This is a genomic window from Roseimaritima sediminicola (genome assembly GCF_009618275.1).
GTDB lineage: Bacteria > Planctomycetota > Planctomycetia > Pirellulales > Pirellulaceae > Roseimaritima > Roseimaritima sediminicola.
Map to the genome: position 1 here is coordinate 67,308 of NZ_WIAD01000021.1, position 23,409 is coordinate 90,716.

General features: G+C 63.1%; 13 protein-coding genes. 9 read left to right on the plus strand and 4 right to left on the minus strand.

The genetic code is table 11. The features are described from left to right. Positions 1–20 precede the first annotated feature (20 nt). From mtaB to GE027_RS12055, 3 genes are all read left to right on the plus strand, one after another. Positions 21–1,340: a tRNA (N(6)-L-threonylcarbamoyladenosine(37)-C(2))-methylthiotransferase MtaB gene (mtaB, locus tag GE027_RS12045; protein ID WP_153557443.1), complete on the plus strand. Its 1,320-nt coding sequence runs from the start codon at positions 21–23 to the stop codon at positions 1,338–1,340. Between the two features lie 150 nt (positions 1,341–1,490). Further along, positions 1,491–2,726, plus strand: a complete 1,236-nt coding sequence (locus GE027_RS12050; protein WP_162006700.1) for an efflux RND transporter periplasmic adaptor subunit — start codon at positions 1,491–1,493, stop codon at positions 2,724–2,726. Continuing rightward, positions 2,723–6,256, plus strand: a complete 3,534-nt coding sequence (locus GE027_RS12055) for an efflux RND transporter permease subunit (protein ID WP_153557445.1) — start codon at positions 2,723–2,725, stop codon at positions 6,254–6,256. Before GE027_RS12050 ends, GE027_RS12055 begins: the two co-directional genes overlap by 4 nt. 425 nt (positions 6,257–6,681) lie before the next feature. Here GE027_RS12055 and GE027_RS12060 read toward each other — a convergent pair whose 3' ends face one another. Next, on the minus strand, positions 6,682–11,352 hold the full coding sequence (locus GE027_RS12060) for a PVC-type heme-binding CxxCH protein (protein WP_153557446.1): 4,671 nt from the start codon (positions 11,350–11,352) through the stop codon (positions 6,682–6,684). A gap of 568 nt (positions 11,353–11,920) precedes the next feature. Between GE027_RS12060 and asnB the strand changes: the two genes are divergently transcribed. From asnB to GE027_RS12075, 3 genes are all read left to right on the plus strand, one after another. Continuing rightward, entirely contained in the window at positions 11,921–13,843 is a 1,923-nt protein-coding gene (gene asnB, locus GE027_RS12065) for an asparagine synthase (glutamine-hydrolyzing) (RefSeq protein ID WP_153557447.1), read from the plus strand. 199 nt (positions 13,844–14,042) lie between these two features. Next, a complete protein-coding gene (glgC, locus tag GE027_RS12070) occupies positions 14,043–15,302 on the plus strand; it encodes a glucose-1-phosphate adenylyltransferase (RefSeq protein ID WP_153557448.1) in 1,260 nt (419 codons plus the stop codon). Positions 15,303–15,367: 65 nt separating this feature from the next. Next, positions 15,368–16,285 (plus strand): GGDEF domain-containing protein, encoded by a 918-nt coding sequence (locus GE027_RS12075; protein WP_237607479.1) that lies wholly within the window; start codon positions 15,368–15,370, stop codon positions 16,283–16,285. A gap of 35 nt (positions 16,286–16,320) precedes the next feature. On the opposite strand, the gene GE027_RS12080 is transcribed toward GE027_RS12075, so the two are convergent. Both GE027_RS12080 and GE027_RS12085 read right to left on the minus strand, forming a co-directional pair. Further along, entirely contained in the window at positions 16,321–17,196 is an 876-nt protein-coding gene (locus GE027_RS12080) for an alpha/beta hydrolase (protein ID WP_153557449.1), read from the minus strand. A gap of 32 nt (positions 17,197–17,228) precedes the next feature. Then, the gene (locus GE027_RS12085) at positions 17,229–19,262 is read right to left on the minus strand and encodes a peptide MFS transporter (protein WP_153557450.1); all 2,034 of its coding nucleotides are present in this window, start codon (positions 19,260–19,262) and stop codon (positions 17,229–17,231) included. Positions 19,263–19,806: 544 nt separating this feature from the next. Here GE027_RS12085 and GE027_RS12090 point away from each other — a divergent pair. From GE027_RS12090 to GE027_RS12100, 3 genes are all read left to right on the plus strand, one after another. Then, on the plus strand, positions 19,807–20,103 hold the full coding sequence (locus tag GE027_RS12090) for a carboxymuconolactone decarboxylase family protein (RefSeq protein WP_153557460.1): 297 nt from the start codon (positions 19,807–19,809) through the stop codon (positions 20,101–20,103). Continuing rightward, entirely contained in the window at positions 20,096–22,009 is a 1,914-nt protein-coding gene (locus GE027_RS12095) for an NTP transferase domain-containing protein (RefSeq protein ID WP_153557451.1), read from the plus strand. Before GE027_RS12090 ends, GE027_RS12095 begins: the two co-directional genes overlap by 8 nt. 238 nt (positions 22,010–22,247) lie before the next feature. Continuing rightward, positions 22,248–22,520, plus strand: a complete 273-nt coding sequence (locus tag GE027_RS12100; RefSeq protein ID WP_153557452.1) for a hypothetical protein — start codon at positions 22,248–22,250, stop codon at positions 22,518–22,520. Positions 22,521–23,138: 618 nt separating this feature from the next. On the opposite strand, the gene GE027_RS12105 is transcribed toward GE027_RS12100, so the two are convergent. Further along, on the minus strand, positions 23,139–23,372 hold the full coding sequence (locus tag GE027_RS12105) for a hypothetical protein (protein ID WP_153557453.1): 234 nt from the start codon (positions 23,370–23,372) through the stop codon (positions 23,139–23,141). Positions 23,373–23,409: the final 37 nt, after the last annotated feature.

A 23,409-nucleotide genomic window follows, 5' to 3' on the forward strand; every position in this document is an offset into this window, starting at 1 on the left:
GCAGCGAAAAGCCATAAACTATGTCGGCAAAGATTCGAACCGTAACGCTGGGCTGCAAAGTCAATCAGTACGAGACCGAGCTGGTCCGGCAAGGGTTGACCAGTATCGGGTTTGCCGATGCCCAGAACCAAGAGCCGGCCGACGTGTGCGTGGTGAACACCTGCACGGTCACGTCCGAGGGGGACGCCAAGAGCCGGCAGATGATCCGCCGCCTGGCCCGCAAGAACCCCGACGCCAAGATCGTCGTGATGGGTTGCTATGCGACGCGAGCTCCCGAGGAAGTGGCGGACCTGCCGGGGGTCAGCGAGGTGGTGACCGACAAACGCGAGTTGCCCGACTTGATGACCCGCTTCGGCGTGGTCGATGTGCCCACGGGCCTGGATGGATTTTCCGGACGTCAGCGGGCTTACGTCAAAGTCCAGGATGGCTGCCTGCTCCGCTGCAGCTACTGCATCATCCCCAAGGTGCGGCCCGAGCTTTCCAGTCGTGATTCGCAGCACATCGTCGACGAGGTCCAGCGGTTGGTCGCCGCCGGTCATCGTGAAGTCGTGTTGACCGGGATTCACCTGGGCCATTACGGCGTCGATTGGAACCGGCACAAGCCGCGTGAGCAGTGGGTGCGGCTGTCGCACCTGGTCAAGCAATTAGCGGAGTTGCCCGGGGAGTTCCGGATTCGCTTGAGCAGCATCGAAGCCACCGAGGTGACGCGCGAGTTGATCGGCGTGCTGAAGGACTTTCCCGAACGGATCGTGCCGCATCTGCACGTGTGTTTGCAGAGCGGCAGCGATTCGGTGCTGCGGCGGATGCGACGTCGCTGGGGCACGCGGATGTTTCTGGACCGCTGCGAGATGCTCCGCGAAGCCCTCGACCAACCGGCGCTAACGACCGATGTGATCGTCGGCTTTCCCGGCGAGACCGATGAGGAATTCGAACAGACGCTGGAAACCTGCCGGCGGGCGCGGTTCAGCAAAGTCCACGTGTTTCCGTTCAGCCGCCGCCGGGGCACGCCCGCCGCGGAGATGGAAGACCAGGTCGACAAGGACGTCCAGGCCGATCGCGTGGCCCGGCTGATCGAGCTGGAAACGGAACTGCGCCGAGATTATTTCCGTTCTCTGGTGGGCCGCCGCGTGCAGTTGTTGGTCGAAACGGCTCGGGGGTTCACCGGGATTGGTGACGGTTCCGCCGGCGGCGTAGCTGGCGGCGGGTCGCAGTACCTGATGCGGGGCACCTCGTGCCGGTACGCGCCGGTCGAGCTGTTTGCCGACCAGCCGGCCGCACCGGGCACGCTGATCGACGTCCAGGTCCAGGCCGCCGACGACCAGCGGCTGTTGGGGCGATAAAGTTTTCGACCGGGCCGCTCAAACTCCCTGGGCGAGGTAGAATCGGGTGTGCTGGATAGGCATCGGTTCTCTGGGAATGTTCACAGGCGGTTTTTCATGAAGCGGTTTGGTGCGTTGGTATGTTGGGCAGGGTGGGGCATGGTCTGCTGTGTGGCTCAGGAACCGGCCCCGGCGCCGGTGATCGTCGCGGAGGTGTTCGAACGTACGGTCCAGCCCCAGGCGACGTATGTGGCGGAGATCCTGCCAAATCGCCGAGCCGTGATCGGCAGCGCGGTCGATGGGCGTGTGGAAACCTTTCAGGTCGATGCCGGCCAACCGGTCCAGCAAGGCGATACGCTGGCCACGATCCTGAGTGCCACGATCCGGATCGAGCTGGCCGCGGCCGAGGCCGAGCGGGATCTGCGAGACGCGGAGCGGAAAGAGCTGGAGAACGGTTCGCTGCCCGAAGAGATCGCGTTGGCCAAGGCACAATTGGCCGCTGCCCAGGCGGCGGCGGAGTACGCCAAGTCGCGGCTGAGCCGGGCCGAGACGTTGTATCAAGCCCAGGCCGGGTTGTCGGCCGAGGAATATGGCGCCGTGCGGTCGCAATCGCTGCGGGCCGCGGCCGCCCTCGACGAAGCTCGCAATCAGTTGCAATTGGTCGAAGACGGGCCGCGAGCCGAAAAGTTGGCGCAGGCCGAAGCCCGCTTTCGGATGCAGGAACAGGTGGTCGCGGGGATCGAAGATCGGATCCGGAAATACACGCTGCGGGCCCCCTTCGAGGGATTCGTCTCACGCGAACAAACCGAGGTCGGTGCCTGGCTGAAGCAGGGCGACGCGGTGGCCGAAGTGATCGAGATCGATCCGGTAGAGGTCGTGGTCAACGTCCCCGAAACCGCGATCTCGCACGTCCGGCTGGAGCACGAGTGTGAAATCCAAGTCGCCGCCCTGCCGGGGCGCCGCTTCGTCGGCACGGTCGCTTCCATCGTTCCTCAAGGCGATTCCCAGTCGCGTTCCTTTCCCGTCAAAATTCGCGTGCCCAACCCGACCGAGGATCCCCAGTCGCGGTTGATGCCCGGCATGCTGGCTCGGGTGACACTGCCCACCGGCCCCGAATCCACCTCGCTGTTGGTGCCCAAGGACGGGTTGAATCTGGCCGGCGATGCGGCCACAGCCATGAAGGTTGTCGGTGATAAAGTCGTTGCCGTGCCGGTTCGCAAGGGCGCCGCCTTTGGCGAACTGATCCAGGTCACCTCGGTCGACCCCGATGCGCTTCAGGCCGGTGACACGATTGTCGTGCGCGGCAACGAACGCCTCCGGCCCGGACAAGCCGTGGCGATCCGCAACACCATCGATTCCGCCGAATTCCTTCCCGAAACGAAAAACCCCGCCCGGACCCAGCCATGACGTTCATCGAAGCCTGCGTGAACAACCCCGTAAAGGTCAGCGTCGGTGCTTTGTTGGTCATCTTGTTCGGCTGCATCGCTCTGGCGCGGATGCCGATGCAGCTGATTCCCGAGGTGCAGACGCCCACCTTGACGGTCGACACGCTGTGGCCGGGGGCGAGCCCGCAGGAAGTGGAACGCGAAATCACCCAGGAACAAGAGGAACAGCTCAAGAGCGTCGAGGGGCTGACGAAGCTGAGCAGCGAGTCGATGGATTCGCGAGCTTCGATCACGCTGGAGTTCGCCGTCGGGACCGACATGGAGGAATCGCTGCTGAAGGTGAACAGCCGCCTGCAGCAGGTGCGGGAGTACCCCGAGGATGCCGACCAACCGGTGATCTCCACCAGCAACGCATCGGACCGGCCGATCGCCTGGTTCATCCTGAGTGCCATTCAGCCGACGCCCGAGCAGATCCGGCAGTTTGCCGAAGGGCCCGAGGCCGGTGCCGCGGCGGAGCAGCTGAGGAAAATCGCGGCCACCGACAACCCGGGATTGCGGCTGCTGCGGCTGCGGCGGTTGGCGGAAGAACACCCGCAGATCGACGAGCTGTTGCCGCCGGACCTGAACGTGCCGGGCATGCGACGGTTTGCCGAGGACACCATCGAGGCACGCTTGGAACGCGTCGGCGGCGTGTCCAATGCCAACGTTCTGGGCGGCTTGGAGGAGGAGCTGCAGGTGATGGTCGATCCGGATCGCTTGGCCTTCCAGCGGCTGACGATCGATGACGTGCGGCGGGTGCTGAGGCAGCAGAACCGCGACACATCGGGAGGCGATTTCTGGGAAGCCAAACGCCGCTATGTCGTGCGCACCATCAACCAGTTCGATTCGCCCGAAGAGGTCGCCAGTCAAATTCTGACCACCCGCGGCGGGGCTCCGGTTTATATCCGCGACGTGGCGGAGGTGCGGATGGGATTCAAGAAACCCGACGGCTTGGTCCGCCGCTTTGGCGATAGCGCGATCGCCGTCAACGCTCTGCGAGAGACCGGTGCGAACGTCTTGGACGTGATGCAGGGCTTGCGCGAGGGTGTCGAGGAGCTGAATCGCGAGGTCTTGGCCGAACGCAAGTTGCAACTGACCCAGGTGTACGACGAAACCGAATACATCTACGCCTCGGTCGGCCTGGTGAATCAAAACATCATCATCGGCGGTTCGTTGACGATGATCGTGCTGATGCTGTTTCTGCACTGGCAGGTGCGGTCGCTGCTGGCCGTACCGATCCTGGTCGTCACGACGCTGGCCGCCATTTTCATTTCGCCCTGGTTCTTCGGCCTGACGCTGCTGTGCATCCTGGTGGCCGGGTTCTGGTTCGCTCGCGGGGCGATCGTCGTGGGGGTGGCGATTCCGATCAGTATCATCGGCACGTTCTTGATGTTGAACCTATGGGGCCGATCGCTGAACGTGATCTCGTTGGCCGGAATGGCGTTCGCCGTGGGGATGCTGGTCGACAACGCGGTCGTGGTGCTGGAAAACATCTACCGCCATTACCAGGAGGGCAAACCGGCGCGGCGAGCTGCGATCGACGGCGGCAAAGAGGTCTGGGGTGCGGTCCTGGCATCGACGCTGACGACCTTGGCCGTGTTCCTACCCGTGTTGTTTGTCGAAGAGGAAGCGGGCCAGTTGTTCCGCGACATTGCCTTGGCGATCAGCGCGGCGGTGGGTCTGTCGTTATTGGTCAGTATTACTTTGATTCCCACCGCGACGGCGCGGCTGTTGAGCGGTTCGCAGCGGACGCGGCGAGCGCGCAAAACGCCGTCCACCGATGGCCGTCCAGAACGGGCTCCGGGCGACACCGTCTTGGTCCGCGGCATCGTCGGCATCAATCGCTGGATCCAGTCGCGTTTGCTTTGGCGGTTGGCGGTGGTCGGTACGTTGGTCGCCGTCGCCCTGGGGGTCAGCTACGTGGCTTGGCCCAAGGTCGAATACCTGCCTTCGGGCAACCGCAATCTGGTGTTTGGGATTATTCTCCCGCCGGCCGGTTATAACCTGGACGAATTGTCGGGGATCGGCGAAGTGGTCGAGCAACACCTACAGCCCTACTGGGATGTCGACCCCGATAGTCCGGAGGCTCAGCAATTAAAGTATCCGCCGATCTACGACTTTTTCTATGTGGCTCGGGGGCGTCAGGTTTTTCTTGGTGTCCGCGCGGTCGATGCCACGCGAGCCGCTGAATTGGTGCCGTTGATTCAGGAGGTCAAGGACAAACTGGAAGGCACCTTCGTGGTGGCCAAGCAGTCCAGCTTGTTCGAGCAGGGATTGACGGCGGGCCGCACGATCGATGTGGAGATCACCGGGCCGGAGCTGCCGCATTTGGTTCGCCTGGGCGGCCAAGTGCTGGGTAAGACGATGCAGTTGATGCCCGAGGCCCAGGCCCGACCCGTGCCCAGTTTGGACCTCAGCAGCCCCGAGTATCACCTGACGCCGCGGTTGCTGCAGTGCGAACAGTTGGGCGTGGACGCGACCACGCTGGGATACGCGATCGACGCCCTGGTCGACGGGGCTTATGCCTCGGATTACTTCGTCGGCGGCGACAAGATCGACCTGACGATCATCGGCAGTCCCGCGGCGATTAATTATTCCCAAGACGTCGATTCGTTGCAGGTGGCGACGCCCACGGGACAGTTGGTGCCGGTTTCGACACTGGCCGAACCGACGTTGTCCAGCGGCCCGGAACAGATCAATCATCGCGAACGGCAGAGGGCGATCACGATCGAAGTCTCGCCACCGCCGGAGGTGGCTTTGGAAAACGCGCTCGAGACGATTGAAAGCGAGATCATCGCGCCGCTGCGGGCATCGGGACAGCTGGAGGGCGGTTATCAGGTGAACCTCAGCGGCACGGCCGACAAGCTGCGGGATACCTGGAATGCGCTCCGCTGGAACGTCCTGCTGGCGTTGTTGATCACGTACCTATTGATGGCCGCCCTGTTCGAGAGCTGGATCTATCCGTTGGTCATTATCCTCAGCGTTCCGCTGGGGGCGGTAGGCGGCGTGCTGGGCTTGCGAGTCCTGGGCGTGTACCTGCATGCCCAAGGCATGCCAGCCCAACCGCTGGACGTGTTGACCATGCTGGGGTTTGTGATCCTGATCGGAACGGTGGTCAACAACGCGATTCTGATCGTGCATCAATCCTTGAACCTGATGCGCGATCACGCCATGGAGGTGCAGGAGGCGATTTTGGAAAGTGTCCGCACGCGCGTCCGGCCGATCGCCATGACCACGGCGACGACGGTCCTGGGACTGTGTCCGCTGGTGTTGTTTCCCGGTGCGGGCAGCGAGCTGTATCGCGGTCTGGGCAGCGTGTTGTTGGGCGGCCTGCTGGTATCGACCATTTTTACGCTGTTCTTCGTGCCCGCGTTGTTTCGGATCCTGATGGACGTCCGCAACCGCTTGTTGCCAGCCTTTGCCGAGAAGTCGCGCATCGCCACCTCGGATGATTCCTCGGAGCCTCCGGCTCCGCGGCCCAGCCGCCAAGCGGAAGTGGTGCACAGTTCGTAGGTGAACCCGCCGGTTGTTGGTTGTTGGTTGTTGGTTGTTGGTTGTTGGTTGTTGGTTGTTGGTTGTTGGTTGTTGGTTGTTGGTGTTCGAGTTGCGCAGCAGCCCAGAGGGCGACATAGCGGTGTGAATTGTTTTCTCCCCTCTCCCCCGAATCCTGGCGAGCCTAAGCGAGTCAGGATTCGGGGGAGAGGGGGATTGCCGCGCGGCGCCTTCGTCTGTGAGTTCTGCTTGGTGATAGGGGATGTGTCAAACCTACATGAAGCGTGCGTTCCATGCCGTTGCGCCGGAGGCCCCTCACCCCCAACCCCTCTCCCCGCCGGCCTGGGCAAGCACCACTTGCCCAAACCGGCGGGGAGAGGGGAGAAAACGTTCGTCGGAATTATCCAAAGTCTGGCGACTTCAGCTACGTTGCGACGGTTCAGCTCCTACTGAGCCGGTTCCAATCGCACGTAATCGATGCCCACCATGTAGGCTTTCTGGGCGGCCGGGTTGGCTCCGACGATCTCGATCGACAGCGTATGGCTTCCGGCCTCCAGCCGCTGGGTCTCAAAGCTCAGCACGCCGGTCGTGATCACGTCGGGGCTATTGAACAGGTCGATCGGTTCGCCCAGCGGCTGGCCGTCCAGTCGCAACTGGACGACCGCGTAGTCGCGAGCTTTGGTCATCACGATCTGCAACTGATACGCGCCCTCGGCCGCTACCTCCAGTGGCAGCTCCAGCTGGTCGCCGGGCTTCGCACCGGTCCACCACCGCTGGGCGTTTCCACTCCAGCGGTCTTTGCGGAAACCGCCCATGGGTTGAGCGCGCGTTTGGCCGGGAGCATCTTTCGCCGGCTCGAGCGTCTCGCCTTCGATCGCCCCTTCGACGCGGCCCGTGGTCTCGTCGATCGGGGCCGGCGGGCCTTTCAATGCCACCTGCGTGGGGCTGCGCAGGTAGGCCACCAGGTCGCGTCGCTGTTCGGTCGATAGTGCCTCGAGCAGCTGCTCGGGCATCAGCGACGAAGCGGACAACTCGCGAGATTCGATGTCGTCCTTGGGAATCACGACCGTGTCGTTGACCGTTCGCACGGTCAGTGCCGTGTCGGTTTCCTTTTGCACCAAGCCGTTGATGACGCGGCCATCGACGGTCAGCAGGACCGACATCTGGTAATCCTTGCCGACCAACGCGTTGGGGTCGACGATCGTGTCGAGCAGGTAGTCCAGATTTGCGCGATTGGAACCGGTGATATCCGGTCCGATGTTGCCGCCGTTGCCGAACAGGACGTGGCAGGAAGCGCAGGACTTTTCGAACAAGCGGCGGCCATTGGAAAGATCCGCCGCCGCCAGACGAGCCGCGGTCAATTCGGCTTTCAGCGCCTCGATTCGCTTGCGTTTATCCTCGGAAGATTGCCGGACCGTGCCCCAGCTGGAAGCGATCCGCCGGTTCAGTTCCTCGTTGCCAAAGCTGCGAAGCTGGCGGATGGTGTAGGCGTGCAGGTCGCCGGCGGCAATCTTGTCCTGCTCCACGGCCGCCAACAGCCGCAGCGCCGAAGCGGGACGTGAGGCCAGCGTGTTGATCACGTCTTGCCGCATGTCGACCGACAGGCTGGGGTACAGGCCGATCAGCCGCGGGGCGATCTGGGGATGGTCGTAGGCGGCCAGAGCACGGATTGCCGCGGCGCGCAGCGGCGGGGCATCGAGCGCCGTCAGCAGGGCCTCGGCCGCGTCGGGGTCCTGCACACGCAGCAGGGCCTCGAGGGCTTGGCGGCGCTGCGGCAGGTCCGCCTCGGCGTCGGCCAGCTGGGCTCGCATTCGAGGCAGGATCCTGCGGTCGCCCAGCACCAACGCCAACTGGTCGGCCTTGGCGACGGTGTCGGCATCGCCGCTATCGAGCAAGGCTTCGTAGGCCGCTTGCCAGGACTCCGGCATGGCGACCTTCACCTGGCCTTCCAGCGATCGCAGGATCTCGTCCAGGATCAACGTCTGCATCTCGGCCGAGGCGTCGGTCAATTGCTGGACGGCCGCCCCGCGGGTGCGTTCTTCACTGGCCGCGCGGCGAATCAGGAATCGCGTGACCCGCGGGATGTGAGACGCTCGCGCCAGCCGCATCGCCCGCTGGGCGTCCAGCGTCACCAGCGGTTCGGCGGCGTACCAGACCAACAGCGGCAGGTTGTGATCGTCCGCGTCTTCGCCGTGGGACAACAGCACCTCGACAACCGCCCAGCGCTGTTCCGCCGGCAATCGCTGGAGGGCCGAAGCCACGGACAACCGCACCAGGGCCGAGGAGTCGTTGCGGGCCAGTTCCGTCCAGCGCTCCAGCGGCGGCGCGGTGTCGCTTTCGGCCGACAGCCGCACGGCCCAGCAGCGAACGTGTTCGTCGGGATCCTGCAGCAGCCGCAGCAGGTCCGCCGCGGGGACGCCGCCGGTCACGTGCAGGCACCACAGCGCGCGCAGCCGCCGCGTCGCCTCGGATTGTTCTCGCATCATCTGCCGCAGCGCCTCGCGAGCCGCCGAGATATCGCCGGCGGCCGCCCGCTGTTGCAGCAGCCGCCGAGCGGTGCGGACGTACCAGTCATTCTCGTGCAGCTGCAACGCGACCAGTTCGTCATCGGGCAGGGCCGCCAAGTCGACCTTCACCGGACGACGATCTCCATAGCGGACGCGGTACAGCCGGCCGTTGGAGCGGTCCCAAATTTCGGGCGTCGCGCGGTGGCAAGCGTTTTTGTCGTACCAGTCGATCAGGTAGACCGATCCGTCGGGTCCGTAGCGGAGATTGATGCCGCGGAACCAGTGGTCGTTGGCAAACAGAAAGTCCTTGCCGTGACGACCGACGAAACCGCTGCCCTCCCGCTCCAGTACGTCGTTGTTGACGCGGTTGCCGTGAATGTTGTTGAAGTAGATCGAATTGCGATACTCCGCCGGCCAGTTGTCGCCCAGGTAGATCATCGCGCCGCAGTGGGCGTGCCCACCACCGGCGTCGCTGGTGGCGTCGGGAATGTCGGCCGGTTCGTGTCCCCACCAAGCGTGATCGCGGATGTTGCCGCTGAAGTGAGCGTGGTCGGCGATCGTTTTCAGGTCGTCGTAGGTGTGCGGGTTGAAGTGCCGGCCGGCTTGGCGGTGGTAGCGGCCACCGGGGATGACATGGAACAGGTGCGGGATCACACAGGCCGTGATGAAGGCGTGTCCGTGGTCGTCAAAATCGACGCCCCAGGGGTTGCTGGTACCTTCGGCAAAGCGTTCGAAGCGGTGCTCGGTCGGATGATAACGCCACACCCCGGCATTGATCCGCACCCGATCCTCGTCCGGCGTGCCGGGCGGTCCGACGGCGGAGTGGGTGAACACGCCGTGGCAACCGTACAGCCATCCGTCGGGTCCCCAGTTGAACGCATTGAGGGTTTCGTGGGTGTCCTGGTAACCAAAACCATCCAGCAGGATCTGCGGCGGGCCATCGGGCGTATCGTCTCCGTCGGCGTCGGGGATGAACATCAGGTACGGCGCCGCGCCGACCCAGACGCCGCCGAAACCGACTTCCAGACCACTGACCAGGTTCAGGCCCGTGGCAAATTCCTTGCGGGTTTCGAATCGTCCATCGCGATCGGCGTCCTCGAGAATAATAATTTTGTCGCGGCCCTCGCCTTCGGGCGCGCGCTGCGGGTACGTATAGGCTTCGGCCACCCAGATCCGGCCGCGGGGATCCATCGCGAGCGCGACCGGCTGGTGAACCTGCGGTTCGCCGGCGGCCAATTGAACGTGGAACCCTTCGGGCACGGTCATCCGCTGGGCGGCTTCCTCGGGCTCGAGGCCGGCGGCCATGGCAACCTTGCGTTTCGGCTGGGCGGCCGCCCAGGTAGCCTGATCCACGCTCTCACGCTGCTGCACCAAGACGTGGCAGCCTTTCATACCGCCGCAAACAAAGTCGGGACGGTCATCGCCGTTGACGTCCGCGATGCACAGACCCCGGCCGATTCCGGCCTGGTCGTCGATTTTATGCGGCACCCAGTCCACGCCTTGGGGACCGCGTTGCAGTTCAAACCAGTAAACCACCGCGCCGGCGTCCCACAGCGGGCTTTTGCGGTGATGCGACCAGTAGGTTTTGCCGGTGCAGATATCCTTCAGACCATCACCGTCGATATCCACCAACTGCACGCCATGAGGTTCGGTGAACACGACACCGTAGGGATTGTCCGCAGCGGTTTCGCCCATGATCGTATGCCGACGGAAATCGATTTTGCCGTCGGTTTGAATCTGTTCGAACCACGCCAGCCCATAGGCGTGGGCGTTGATGCTGGTGATCACATCGTTGTCGCCATCGCCGTCGACATCGTAGGCATACATGTCCGCGCCGCCGGGGGCGGAGAACGTGTAGGGATGAAAGGTCCAGGCCGCCGCATCGCTGGGCTGTTCGGGTTGCTGATACCAACCGTTATGCACAATCACGTCCTGGCGACCGTCTCCGTCCACGTCGCCCACGCCGAGGCCATGACCAAACCGCCGGGCGGCCACCTGCGGCGAGATGCGATGGAAATCCCACGAGGTCCAGGGCCGCTGCGAATCGAAGGTGGCGTATCCATAGAATCCGTCACGGGTGCAAACCAGTTCCGGCTGTGAATCGCCGACCAGATCGACGAACTGGGGCGATTCGTTGGAAACCCAGTCGAAGACTTCGTGCCGAGGCCAGGGCGCATCGAGTCCGTCGGGACCGGGGTTTTGGTAGACGACTGCCGCGGTGCCCGGAAAGCCCACGGTCAGAACGTCGGCGTGTCCGTCCTGGTCGAAGTCGTAGACCCAGTGAAAGAAACGATCGGCGTAGCCGTTGCGGTCCTGAGGCGAAGCGGGGGCCAGGGGACGAGCCGTTTCGAAATCCGGGCCGGCGTACCACAACGGGCCGTAGACCACGTCGGTGTGGCCGTCGCCGTTCAGGTCCCCGGCCGCCGCGCCTTCGCTGTAGTACTCGTCACACAGCTGCTGACGTGCGAAGCGAATCAGCGTGTGGGATCCGTCGGTGTCGGCGGCGTCATCGGCGTGGGTGTGGTCGGCGTGAGGCGGCTCGTGAGCGGAGACGAGTGGACCGAGCAGAAGCGTCCCAAGTAGGGCAAGGAAGAGGCGGTGGGAAAGCATGGAGGAGGCTGAGGTGGAACGAGGAGGGGGCGGATTGGGGATTTGAGGATTGGGGATTTGAGGATTGGGGATTGGGGATTGGGGATTTTCTGACTCCGGCGGAATCTATGCATACGAAGAATCGTTTTCTCCCCTCTCCCCCGCTGCGCCGCGAGCGTCAGCGAGTGAAGCAGTGGTGGGAGAGGGGCCGGGGGTGAGGGGGCTCAGGTGCAACGGAATGACTCATAACGTACGATCTCCAGGGCCGTGCACCGCATCGAGATACGGCCCTGGTGCTGCTGCTCTGCATTCCCCCTCACCCCCGACCCCTCTCCCCCGAAGCCTGGCTCGCTTAGGCTCGCCAGGCTTCGGGGGAGAGGGGAGAAATCTTTTCTTATCGTACATGGATTCCGTTAGAGTCAGGAGATTTGAGATTTCCGCTATACAGGATACTCCAGCGCGGCAGCCGGGTGTGGAAGTCATCCACTCACCCCTCGCTTTCCTTCCCGGGGGTTTCGCCCGGCCGCGGCAGTTACGACAATCCTTGGTTGGATCCGTGTTTTCTTGGCGAGCGGAAGGCAGCAGCTGAATGTGTGGCATCACCGGTGCGGTTTGGAATCGTCCTGAATTGGCGATCGATGCGCCGCGGCTGCGGGCGATGACCGATGCAATCCGCCATCGCGGACCCGATGAGGAAGGTTTTCATAGCGACACGCTGCGCCGTGACCCGGCCGGCGACGTGCCGGGCGTGGCGCTGGGGTTTCGGCGGTTGAGCATCATCGATCTCGAAGGAGCCCACCAACCGCTGGCCAACGAAGACCAGACCAAGTGGATGGTGTTCAACGGCGAGATCTACAACTTCGCCACCCTGCGGCGACGTTTGGAAGGCGCCGGGCACCGCTTTCGCACCGACGGCGACGGCGAATCGATCCTGCATCTGTACGAAGACCTCGGCACCGAGTGTTTTGCGCACCTGAACGGGATGTTCGCGGTCGCGATTTGGGACGCGACGCGCCGGCAACTGGTCCTGGCCCGCGATCGACTTGGCCAAAAACCTTTGTACTACGCTGTCCACGAAGGACGGCTGCTGTTCGGCAGCGAACTGAAATGCTTTGCCCAGATCCCCGGCGTGCTGCAGTCGATCGACCCGGCGGCGATCGACGAGTTCCTGACTTACCAGTACGTGCCCTATCCCAACACGATCTGGAAGGGGGTGCACAAAGTTTCGCCGGGCCAGTTCGTCGTCTACCGCGATGGCCAACTGCGCACCGAGGACTACTGGGATTTTCGTCCCGACCGCGAGCTGCCCATCGGCCGGGCCGAAGCGGCCGAGCGGCTGCGGGAGTTGTTGAGCGATTCGGTGCGGCTGCGGTTGCAGGCGGACGTGCCGCTGGGCGCGTTCCTTTCCGGCGGCATCGATTCCTCCTTGATGGTGGCGCTGGCCCAGCAGCAACGCAGCGATCCGATCCAGACGTTCAGCATCGGGTTTCCCAACAAAGAGTTCGACGAGACGCATCACGCCCAGGCCGTCGCCGACGCCCTAAAGACGCGGCACACTCGCTTTGAAGTGACTCCCGATGGCGTCGACATCATCGACAAACTGGTCTGGCATTACGACGAACCGTTCGGCGATTCCAGCGCGATCCCCACCTGGTATCTGTCGGAGTTGACTCGGCGCGAAGTCACCGTGGCGCTGTCGGGCGACGGCGGCGACGAGCTGTTCGCCGGCTACGAACGCTACCAGGCGTTGTGGCTCAGCCGAAAGATCCACCAGTGCCTGCCGCTGCACCGCATTCCCGGCATCTCGCTGATCCAGCGGCTGCCCGATTCGCGTCGCCGCCGCAGCGTGATCCGTCGCGGCAAACGCTTTCTGGAAGCGATCAACCAGGAGGACGCGCGTCGCTATCTGAACTGGTTGCAGATCTTTCCGGAGTCGCTGCGGGCCGAGCTGTACGCCGACGATTTTGTGCCCGAGTTACCCGACGAGGACCCCTTCGAGTTTCTGCATGCGGCGTGGCAACGCTCGGCGGGCCGCGACGTCGTGACCCGTGCTTCGCTGGCCGACCTGTTGACCTACATCCCCTGTGATTTGATGACCAAGGTCGACGTCGCTTCGATGGCTCATGGGCTGGAGGTCCGCCAACCGATGCTGGACTATCGCGTGGTCGAATGGGCCGCGTCGCTGCCGGTGAAGCTGAAGTTTCGCGGCCGTCGCGGCAAGCTGTTGCTGCGGGATGCGTTTGGATCGGAGATCCCCAAACAGATCTGGACGCGGCCCAAGATGGGGTTTGGGGTGCCCATCTCGGATTGGTTCCGCAACGAGCTGAAACCGATGGTTCACGACCTGTTGCTGGATCCCGAGGCCCGGTGTTTGCAGTTTTTCCGCGGAGACGCGATCGGCGAACTGGTCCGCCAGCACGAGACCAACCAACAGAACCACGCGTATCGCCTGTGGAACCTCTTGTTCCTGGAAAAATGGCTGCGACGGTGGGCCAGTGAAACGTCGGGGTAACCGTCCTCGTCCCACCCCCTCAGGTCTTTCGGCGACGCCACGGCGGTGATGTTTTACGGTTGCTTTTCTGGTATCAATGGTGGTTGGTAAACCTGCTGGCCGATACCAGTCGTCGAGACCGGTTTCGTCTTCGGGCTGGTTTCGCCATGAGATTTTGAGCACGGGTAAGACTCTCAGAGGATCATTCCAAGGATCGGCCATGCAGGACACCGTGACGGTCATTCTGGCGGGCGGACGCGGATCGCGTTTGGAACCGCTGACCCGGGATCGCGCCAAACCCGCGGTCCCCTTTGGCGGTTTGTACCGCATCATCGATTTCGCGCTCTCCAATTGCTTGAACAGCGGGATGCGGAAATTGCTGGTGCTGACCCAGTACAAGGCGCAGAGCCTGGACCGGCATATCAGCGTCGCCTGGCGAAATTATTTTTGCCGCGAGTTGAATGAGTTTATCGACGTGGTGCCGCCCCAGCAGCGGATCGCCGATACCTGGTACAAGGGCACCGCCGACGCGGTGTATCAGAACATCTATGCGATCGAACGCGAACGGCCCGAGCACGTGGTCGTCCTGGCGGGCGACCATATCTACAAGATGAACTACCGCGCGATGGTGGACTTTCATCGCTCTCAGAACGCCGACATCACGGTCGGTGCGCTGCGGGCCACGGTCGAGGAGGCCAAGCAGTTCGGGGTGATGCAGATCAATGAAGACCAACGCATCGTGGGTTTTCAAGAAAAACCGTCCCAGCCGCGGAGCATTCCGGGCGAGCCCGACGTGTGTCTCGCTTCGATGGGCATCTATGTCTTCAAAGCCCGGTTCTTGTTTGAACAGTTGTGCCGCGACGCCACGATCGAAGACAGTCGCCACGACTTTGGCGCCGACCTGATCCCTTCGTCGATCGATACCCACCGTGTGTTCGCGTTTCCGTTTCGCGATGAGAACCGCGATGCCACGGGCGACGTGAAACGGGATGCTTACTGGCGGGACGTGGGCACCTTGGACGCCTATTTCGAAGCCAATATGGACCTGATCCATGTGGATCCCCAGCTGAATCTGTACGACACGGCTTGGCCCATTCGCGGCTTCCAGCCCAACGTGCCGCCGCCGAAATTTGTGTTCGGCAGCGAGGAACCGGGCCCGGGCGGCCAGCCGCAGCGGCGCGGCGAAGCGCTCGATTCGATCGTCTGCCAGGGAGCCATCTGCAGCGGCGGCAGCGTCCGCCGCAGCATCATCGGGCCCGAGGTGCGCGTTAATAGCTTCGCAACCGTCGAAGACAGCATATTGTTCGAAGGCGTTAATATCGGACGCCATGCAAAGATTCGCCGAGCGATCATCGATAAAGGAGTGCGTATCCCGCCGGGCATGGAAATCGGCTACGATCTGGAATTGGATCGCAGCCGGGGTTTCGGGATCAGTCCGGGAGGAGTTGTCGTGATCGCTCGTGGAGAACGCGTCGATTAGCGGTGGCTGTAGGCGACCTGCTCGCTCCTGTCCAACTTGAATGACCAAGGCGAAGGAGCACGCTCGTGATCACAGGCAACCTGATTCTGTTTGCGGTCGGTGCCGGTTTGGCCGCCGCGCTGTTGGCCGTCGGTGGGCTGGCCGGGTTTCGCCTCGGCGTGCGGCGGCAAGCTCAAGACGGCGGGGTCGACCGCCAGCGGTTGTTGAGGTTGCTTCAGGAACTGGGCACGTGGACCAGCGAGTACTCGGGAAACGTGTCGCGTTATCAGGACCAGTTGGGCGCGCTTTCCAAGGTGGTCGACAGCGATGACGGACCCTCCAGGCCCCAGGTTATGGTGGTCCTGGAAGAGATCATGCGAACCAACCAGGATCTGAAGCAGCGTCTGGATGCGGCCGAGCTGCAACTGGACAAGCAGACCCGGCAGATCGAGAGCTATCTGAGCGAAGCCCGCACCGACGCGTTGACCGGTTTAGCCAACCGCAGGGCATTTGATCAACGTTTGGAAGAGTTGTTCGGCGCTTACGTCAAAGGCAACGGTCGATCCTTCGTGTTGGCCCTGATCGATATCGATCACTTTAAAAAGATCAACGACCAGTACGGGCATCAGGCCGGCGACGACGTCCTGCGACAGGTGGCTTCGGCGATCGCCGCCCAGATCGAAGGCAGCTATCTGGTGGCTCGCTTTGGCGGCGAGGAGTTCGCGGTGCTGCTGCCCACGCCCCTGCGGCTGGCAGCCGAGCGAGCGGACAAGATGCGCAAAGCCATCGCCGCGGAAAGTCTCGTCGCCGACGGCCAAGCGATCGGGGTGTCGATCAGCGTCGGGCTGAGCGAGCTGCGCGAAGACCCCAGCACCGCCCCGCTGGTCCGCCGCGCCGACGAAGCCCTCTATGCCGCCAAGGACATGGGCCGCAACCGCGTCTACTATCACGACGGAACCGCCCCCGCCCTGGTGGGCGCCCCGGAAGTCGCTTCGGAAGCTTAAGGCATGTGCCCGTAGCCAAACTCTGGCGAGTTCAGCTACCGTACGGTTTGCTTGATCCACTTGAGCACCTCGGTTTGCCAGGCGTCCCACATGGGGCCTTGGTAGCCGTTCAGGCCGTGGCCGCCCGAGGCCAGCTCCAGCAACCGGCTCGGTACGCCGTGCCGCTCGAGCGCCGCCTGCATGCGGCGGCTGTGCTCGATCACCACGACTTTGTCGTCGATCGCGTGCGTCAGAAACATCGGCGGTGTGGCGGCCGTGACCCGCAGCTCGCTGGAGTAGCGTTGGCGAAGTTCTTGCGGCGCGTCTTCGCCGAGCAGCCGCGTGCGCGAGCCCGTGTGGGCCAGCTCGCCCATGCTGATCACCGGGTACACCAAGACCGCGAAATCCGGACGGCTGCTCACTCGAGCGATCGGGTCGGTCGCCGCCGGGTCGCCGTCGTCGAACTGGGTCGCTGCGGTGGAAGCCAAGTGGCCGCCGGCGGAGAAGCCGATGATGCCGATGCGGTTGGGCCGAACGTCCCACTCTTCCGCCGTGGCCCGTACCGTGCGAATCGCCCGCTGGGCATCGGCCAGAGGGACCGCCGCTCGGCCTCGGGGCAGACGATACTCCAGCACCACGCCGGTGATGCCATGACGGTTCAACCACCGCGCGATGCCGTGGCCTTCCTGCTCGGTCACCAGCCCGCGGTAACCGCCGCCGGGACAGATGACCATCGCCGTCCCGGACGGTGCGTCGGGGTGGTGGACGGTGATCCAGGGGCCGGCTCCATCGGCCGCTTTGTCGAACTGCGGCCCAGCACCCTCCGGCCACAGCGGCACGCGTGACGGCGACGACTCCGCCGCCGGCTCCGCGTCGGCCGACCAAGCGGATGGGACGAGCAGCAGCACACACGCCAGGAGGGCAAAACGCATGACAGGATTCCAGGGCAGGGCAGACGGGGGGTTCAGTCGATGCCGTGCATCATGCGATGCAGGACACCGTTCAAGAGAATCAGGATGACTCCCGCGCCGATCGGAATCAAGGTAAAGATCATGAAGAAGCCCCACAGGGCATACTGTTCGGCAATCTGGTCGATGAAGCTGCCGGTCAGGCCGGCGGCGAAATTCGCGATGAAGTTGGCGACGAACCAGATGCCGAACATCAGTCCGACCAACCGAGCCGGAGCTAGTTTGCTGACATAGGACAGACCCACCGGCGAGATGCACAATTCGCCCAGCGTGTGGAACAGATAGGCCAGGATCAACCAAACCATGCTGACCTGCGCCACCTTGGCTCCGGCTTCGATACCCAGCGATCCGAACGACAGCGCGCCGAACCCGATGCCCAACAGGATCAGGCCGAGGGCAAACTTGATGGGGCCGCTGCGGATGATGTTCATTTCCCAGAACCGCGAGAAGAACGGCGCGAAGACGATGATGTAGAAGGAATTCAGGATTCCAAACCACGACGCCGGCACCTCGACTTCGTCGTCGGCCAGGCGTTGGACCGTGCCCACGACTGTTTCTTCTTCCGTCCCATCGGCCAACTCGATCTGGTCGGTGACCATCAACTGCACCCGTTCACCCTCCTTGAGTTCGCTTTCCGCCGGCAGCAACAGGTGATGCGTCAGTTCGGTGCCGTCGAGCGCCTGCATGCGAAGTTCGGTGCTGCGGTTGGTTTTCCAGAACAGTCCCCGCGCCTGTTCTTCTTCGATCGGAGCGATTGTGGTTTCGAAATGAGCCGCGATCCGGTTGCCATCGCCATCGCGAATCATGCCGTCGGCAACCCGGTGGTCGCGATAGGATTCGGCTTCGGGATCGTACAGTTCCACGTTCTTGTTGTAGGTCAACCGAATCTCGTCGCCCGAGGCATAGGTCTGAGTGGTTCGTACTTTGGTCGTCTGAGCGATGCCCGTGATGTCGGTGTAGCGGACGATGTAGCTCTTGGTTTTAAAGTCGTTTTGAATCAACCAGATGGCGATGCCCCAGATGATGACAAAGCTGAGGCCCAGGCACAGGTTTGACAGCGTGTACTGCGAAAACGTGACGCGAAACAGCAGGAACAGCACCCAGGTGACAACCATCAAGGGCAGGACCGTCAGCAGCGTGTTGGCGATCTTGTAGGTGGTCGCCGCGCCGCCCTCGAGCACGCGATCGGTGTAGTCGGCGGCGAAGATCGTCATCGAACCGCCGGCCTGCTCGAAAGCCCACCAGAAAAAGATGGTGAAGAAGGCGAAGACCATGATCACAAAAACCCGGTCTCGCTGGACGTGCCGCGGCGCTTCCTCGACGCCGTCTTCGCCCGCCTGCTCCGGCTTCGCGGCGGCTTCGGCTCGGCTTTCCTCCGCGCTCTTGGGACGCTTGCCCAGTTCACCGAAGATGTTCTGAGCAAAGTAAAACTGCACCATACCCAGGAACATGAAGATGCCCGCCAAGCCGAAGCCGTAACGCCAACCCACTTTCTCGCCGATGTAGCCGCACAGCAAAATCCCCAGGAAGGCTCCGGCATTGATGCCCATGTAAAAGATCGTATAGGCCGCGTCCCGCTTGTCGCTATCGCGCTGGTACAACTGGCCCACGATCGACGAGATGTTGGGTTTGAATAGGCCGTTACCGAGGATCAGGCAAACCAGCCCGGTGTAGAAGCTCAGCACCGTCTCCAGAGCCATGCTGGCGTGACCGATCGTCATGATCAGGGCTCCCAAGACGACGGCCAGGCGATAGCCCAGCAGTTTGTCCGCCAGGATGCCGCCGAAAATCGGCGTCACGTACACCAAGCCGGTATAGAACGCGTACAGCTGCAGCGCTTCGGCACGTCCCCAGCCCCAGCCTTCTTCGAACAGACTGGCCGTCAGGAACAGGACCAACAAAGCCCGCATCCCGTAGTACGAGAATCGCTCCCACATCTCGGTAAAAAACAGCACGAACAGGCCGGGCTGGTGATGCAGGATCAAGCGATTCTGGGAAGCGATTTCCGGCGCGGAAGCAGACGTACTCATAGCAAACCTGTAGCGACTGCCGGCTGCGAACGCAAACAGGCCGTCTGAGACGAGCGAGGGCTCGTCGAACGGCCGTCGGCAGAAGTTAAAAGACGGGAAGTGGGGTGTGGGGCGACTCAGTGTACCTCAGGCAAAGCTTTGCCAGGTAGACCGATTCGCCGTGGCTCACCTTGGGGGCAAAGCCCCTGTTTCTCGGGGGAAATGGCGGGGTGGAGGTGTTCTGTGAACAACCACGCTGTCCGGATTGCCACCAATAAGGGGCTGCTGTACAGTCTGGTTTCCGCCCTTAAAACCACAGGTTACGGCCATTGCGTTTTTTTGGTCCGGCCTTTGCATCTATAGGCATCGTGTCGATTGGTGGTCGCCGCCTCGATCACCTTTCGGCCCGCGGCGGCGTCTGCGGACGCCGTCGCGTTTTTTTTGCGCTCCTCCTGCGCAGCAAACCCGTCAGTAAACGCTCATAATGGGCGACTGATCACGGACGTTTGCAGCTCGATTCCCAATCGCAGGTGAAGGTGTGAAAATCCCCAAGCGATACCAGCAGATGCATGAGCACTACCCCCAGTTCATGCAAGCCTACGAAGCCATGGGGCAAGCCGCGCGCGAGGCCGGGCCACTGAATGAGCGCGAAGTCGCGCTGGTGAAGTTGGCCATTTCGTTGGGCGCCGGCCTCGAGGGCGCCGCCCACTCTCACTGCCGCAAAGCCCTCGAAGCGGGCTGCACGCCGGACGACCTTCGGCAGGTGGCGCTATTGAGCGCGCCGACGATCGGTTTTCCGACGATGATGCGGGCGCGGTCGTGGGTCGAGGACGTGCTGGAGAAAGCCGAAGCGGATGGTTGATCCGCCCTGCGACTTGCCGGCGGACGCGGCGTCGATGCGGGCGACGGTGGTCGGGGTCATCCTGGCCGGGGGCGGATCCCGGCGAATGGGCCGCGATAAAGCGGCTCTGCGGCGGCCCGACGGACGCTCGTTTCTCGAGTACTCGCTGGATCTACTCGTCCCGCTGTGTGGCCGCGTCATCGTCGCCGGTCGCGATCCGGATCCAGCGATCGCAGACGCGTCGACGGTTTGGCTGGCCGAAGACCCGCCGCGACAGGGTCCGATCGCCGGTGTACTGGCGGCCCTGCATTACGCCGCGAGCCAGTCCGGGGTGACGGCCGCGTTGACGGTGGCCGTGGACATGCCCGGGGTGCGAGCCGCCGACATCGCGGCGCTGCTGCGGTGTTACGCCGATTCGCTGGGCGATTTCGCCGCCGGCCGAGCGCGACCCATCGCGGCCACCGCCGATGGTCACTTTGCCGAGCCCCTGTTGGCGATCTATCCGGTGGCGGCCCGGGCGGAGCTGGAAGCTTGGGTGGCCGCCGGCGATCGCAGTCTGGCACGATGGCTCCGGCGCCAGGACCCGCGTCTGGTGCGGCTGGACGATCCGGCTCTGATCAACGTTAATACACCGGACCAGCTGCAGCGCTGGCAGCCTTCCCATCCAAAACATCCAACGCGGTTTGTCATGACCCCGTCTCGTTCGTCGTCCCCGTCGCTTTCGTCCCTGTCGCTTTCCCCGGAGCGGGCCATCGATCGTTTGGCCCAGCGCCTGATGGTGGTCGACAGCGAAGCCGTTCCGCTGGGCGACGCGTGCGGACGTGTGCTGCGAGAATCGATTCAGGCCGATCGTGACAGTCCCGCGGCGGACGTGTCGGCCATGGATGGCTATGCCGTGCGGATGGCGGACTTATCGGCCACGGCCGAACTGGAAGTCCGGGGCGAAAGCCGTCCTGGCCACCGGCCCGCCGCGGCGGATCCCGCGGCCGTGATGCGCGTGTTCACCGGCGGCATCGTACCGGCCGGCTTCGACGCGGTCATTCGCCGGGAGGACACCGAAGAGCATCCACAGCGGGTGCGGCTGCTGGACGCGGCCAAGCGGGCGGCGCTCGGGCAGAACATCCGCCGCCGCGGCGAAAACATCGCTCAGGGCACAACCGTGGTAGCAAGCGGCGACAGCCTGACCCCGGGCCGGATCGCCGCGGCCGCCAATTTTGGCGCCAGCCGACCGCTCGTCAGCCGCCGGGTTCGCGTCGCGGTGATCGTCACCGGCGACGAGTTGTTGGGCGTGGACCAGGCGGTCCAGCCCTGGCAGCTGCGCGATTCCAACGGATACGCGCTCTCTGCAATGCTGACCGGTCACCGCTGGATCGAACTGGTCGGCGTGCAGACGACCGGCGATTCGCTGAAGACGCTCTCGGCGACCATCGCCCAGGCGCTTAGTACGGCCGACGCCGTGGTGCTCAGCGGTGGCGTGTCGATGGGCGACTACGACCACGTGCCGGCGGCGGTGCAGGCGTGTGGCGCGGAGACCGTTTTTCATCGCTTGCCGCTGCGCCCGGGCAAGCCGATTCTGGGAGCCGCCACGCCAGCGGGGCAATTGATTCTTGGGCTGCCCGGCAACCCGGTCAGCGCGGCGGTTTGCGGACGCCGGTTTCTGTTGCCGTTACTGGGGCGGATGGCCGGCTGTGCGCCGAGTCCGCGGTTGCGGGTTCGCTTGGCAAACCCTTCCGAGCGGACGTTGCCGCTGTGGTGGATGCAGCTGGTGCAAGTCGCCCCCGACGGCCGGACGGCCCAGTTGGTCGCCAGCAAGGGATCGGGAGACCTAGTGTCGCTGGGCCGCAGCGACGGCTTTGTCGAAGTGCCCCCGCACGATGGCGAGCCCCGCGACGCAGCCGGCCCCTGGCCGTTCTGGTCCTGGCTTTAGTCCGGAGGACGGCAGAGCCCCTGCCGGGGCACTGGAGCTGATCGTTCGCTCGGTCGATGGCGTGCTGCGCAAATGTCGGAACCTGTGCTTGGCGTCGATGCTCGACACGGTCCGGGCGTCTAGCGGGACGACGATCGACATCGACGTCGTCAATCGCGTGCTACTTCTCTTCCTTCAGGGAGCCCAAGCAACGATGATCACGAGAGAATGACTGCGGGCGATCCGCAATGACCTGCCGATGAAGCTGACGATCGGGCGGTTTCGCCAGTACGGTCCGATCAGCAAGCAGAGCGACGGTACCTTCCGCTTCCAATGTCCCGGTTGCGGCGAACTGCGAGCGACTGTGAATCCGAAAAGCAACTTGGCTCATTGCTTCAGCTGCGGTGAGAACTACAACAACATCGACCTGATGCTGACGCAGGGCCACGACTTCCTGCCCGCGGTGGAGATCCTCCGCCGCTGGCTGGAAGACTACCAGCGAGAGCTGGGTCGAGTGAAGCCATCGGCCTAATCGGCCCACCAAATCGAACCCATCTATCAAAGTGTGATCGCTCAGCCGCAGCGGTCGCACTTTTTTGTTTGCGCGGACCGTTCACCCGGCCCGCCCGGTCGCACCACGGGAAAACGCTTCTCCAAAATTCTCAACAATTCGGTACACGCCCCTTCAGAGCCCCGAAATCCCTACAGTCATAATTTCGCCAGAAATGCGACTGTAATTCGGTCGGTAACAGCTAGGCCTTGTATTCCGTATTCGAAAATGCACTTCTGCTTGACCACTGTTGTGAACACCGAACACCGGGTCTGACCCCGGCGAAGCCTTCCCGAACATCGTCAAGGGATTCGGAAATCTTTTTCCGAATCAGTGTTGACCAAAAGTAAGACCGTCGCTGACCCCGGCCAAGCCTTTCCCTGCATTTTTGAGCTTCACGCCGCGTGCGTCGTGCCGAAAAACGAGCCTTGGCCGCCCTTCGACACCACCGCCATGCTTCCGAACACCTCCACCTGCCCGTCACACCCGCCACCCGACCGGAAAATAGCCCTGACCGGGAATCGCTGCAAGAAATGCGACTGTAATTCGGCCGGTAACAGGTAACAGCTGACCCCCGTGGTTTATCCAGAGGGCGTTCGTTTAAGAACAGGATTCCTCAACGTAACACCGTGCAAGAAGTTCATTCGCATCAGCCACGAACTTCGAGGCCAACTGTTCATCGGCAAGCGTCACTTCAAAATGCTGTCCTCGTAGCAATCCATCAATCTTTCGCTTTGCTTCTGCAAGCCCCAAATTGGTTCGTTCGCGAAGAAATTGGTTAAACCGGACTGCAATGAAACCCGGCTCCCAACTTTCGACAATCACTTTCACCATTTTTTAATCCATTAGAATGATAATCGGTCGAGGCTGC

Bases quoted from the DNA above. Each gene is read 5' to 3' on its own strand.
- glgC (WP_153557448.1), top strand. From the start codon at position 14,043: ATGCAGGACACCGTGACGGTCATTCTGGCGGGCGGACGCGGATCGCGT.
- mtaB (WP_153557443.1), top strand. From the start codon at position 21: ATGTCGGCAAAGATTCGAACCGTAACGCTGGGCTGCAAAGTCAATCAG.
- GE027_RS12085 (WP_153557450.1), bottom strand. From the start codon at position 19,262: ATGAGTACGTCTGCTTCCGCGCCGGAAATCGCTTCCCAGAATCGCTTG.
- GE027_RS12105 (WP_153557453.1), bottom strand. From the start codon at position 23,372: ATGGTGAAAGTGATTGTCGAAAGTTGGGAGCCGGGTTTCATTGCAGTC.
- GE027_RS12100 (WP_153557452.1), top strand. From the start codon at position 22,248: ATGAAGCTGACGATCGGGCGGTTTCGCCAGTACGGTCCGATCAGCAAG.
- asnB (WP_153557447.1), top strand. From the start codon at position 11,921: ATGTGTGGCATCACCGGTGCGGTTTGGAATCGTCCTGAATTGGCGATC.
- GE027_RS12055 (WP_153557445.1), top strand. From the start codon at position 2,723: ATGACGTTCATCGAAGCCTGCGTGAACAACCCCGTAAAGGTCAGCGTC.
- GE027_RS12090 (WP_153557460.1), top strand. From the start codon at position 19,807: ATGCATGAGCACTACCCCCAGTTCATGCAAGCCTACGAAGCCATGGGG.
- GE027_RS12080 (WP_153557449.1), bottom strand. From the start codon at position 17,196: ATGCGTTTTGCCCTCCTGGCGTGTGTGCTGCTGCTCGTCCCATCCGCT.
- GE027_RS12095 (WP_153557451.1), top strand. From the start codon at position 20,096: ATGGTTGATCCGCCCTGCGACTTGCCGGCGGACGCGGCGTCGATGCGG.
- GE027_RS12060 (WP_153557446.1), bottom strand. From the start codon at position 11,352: ATGCTTTCCCACCGCCTCTTCCTTGCCCTACTTGGGACGCTTCTGCTC.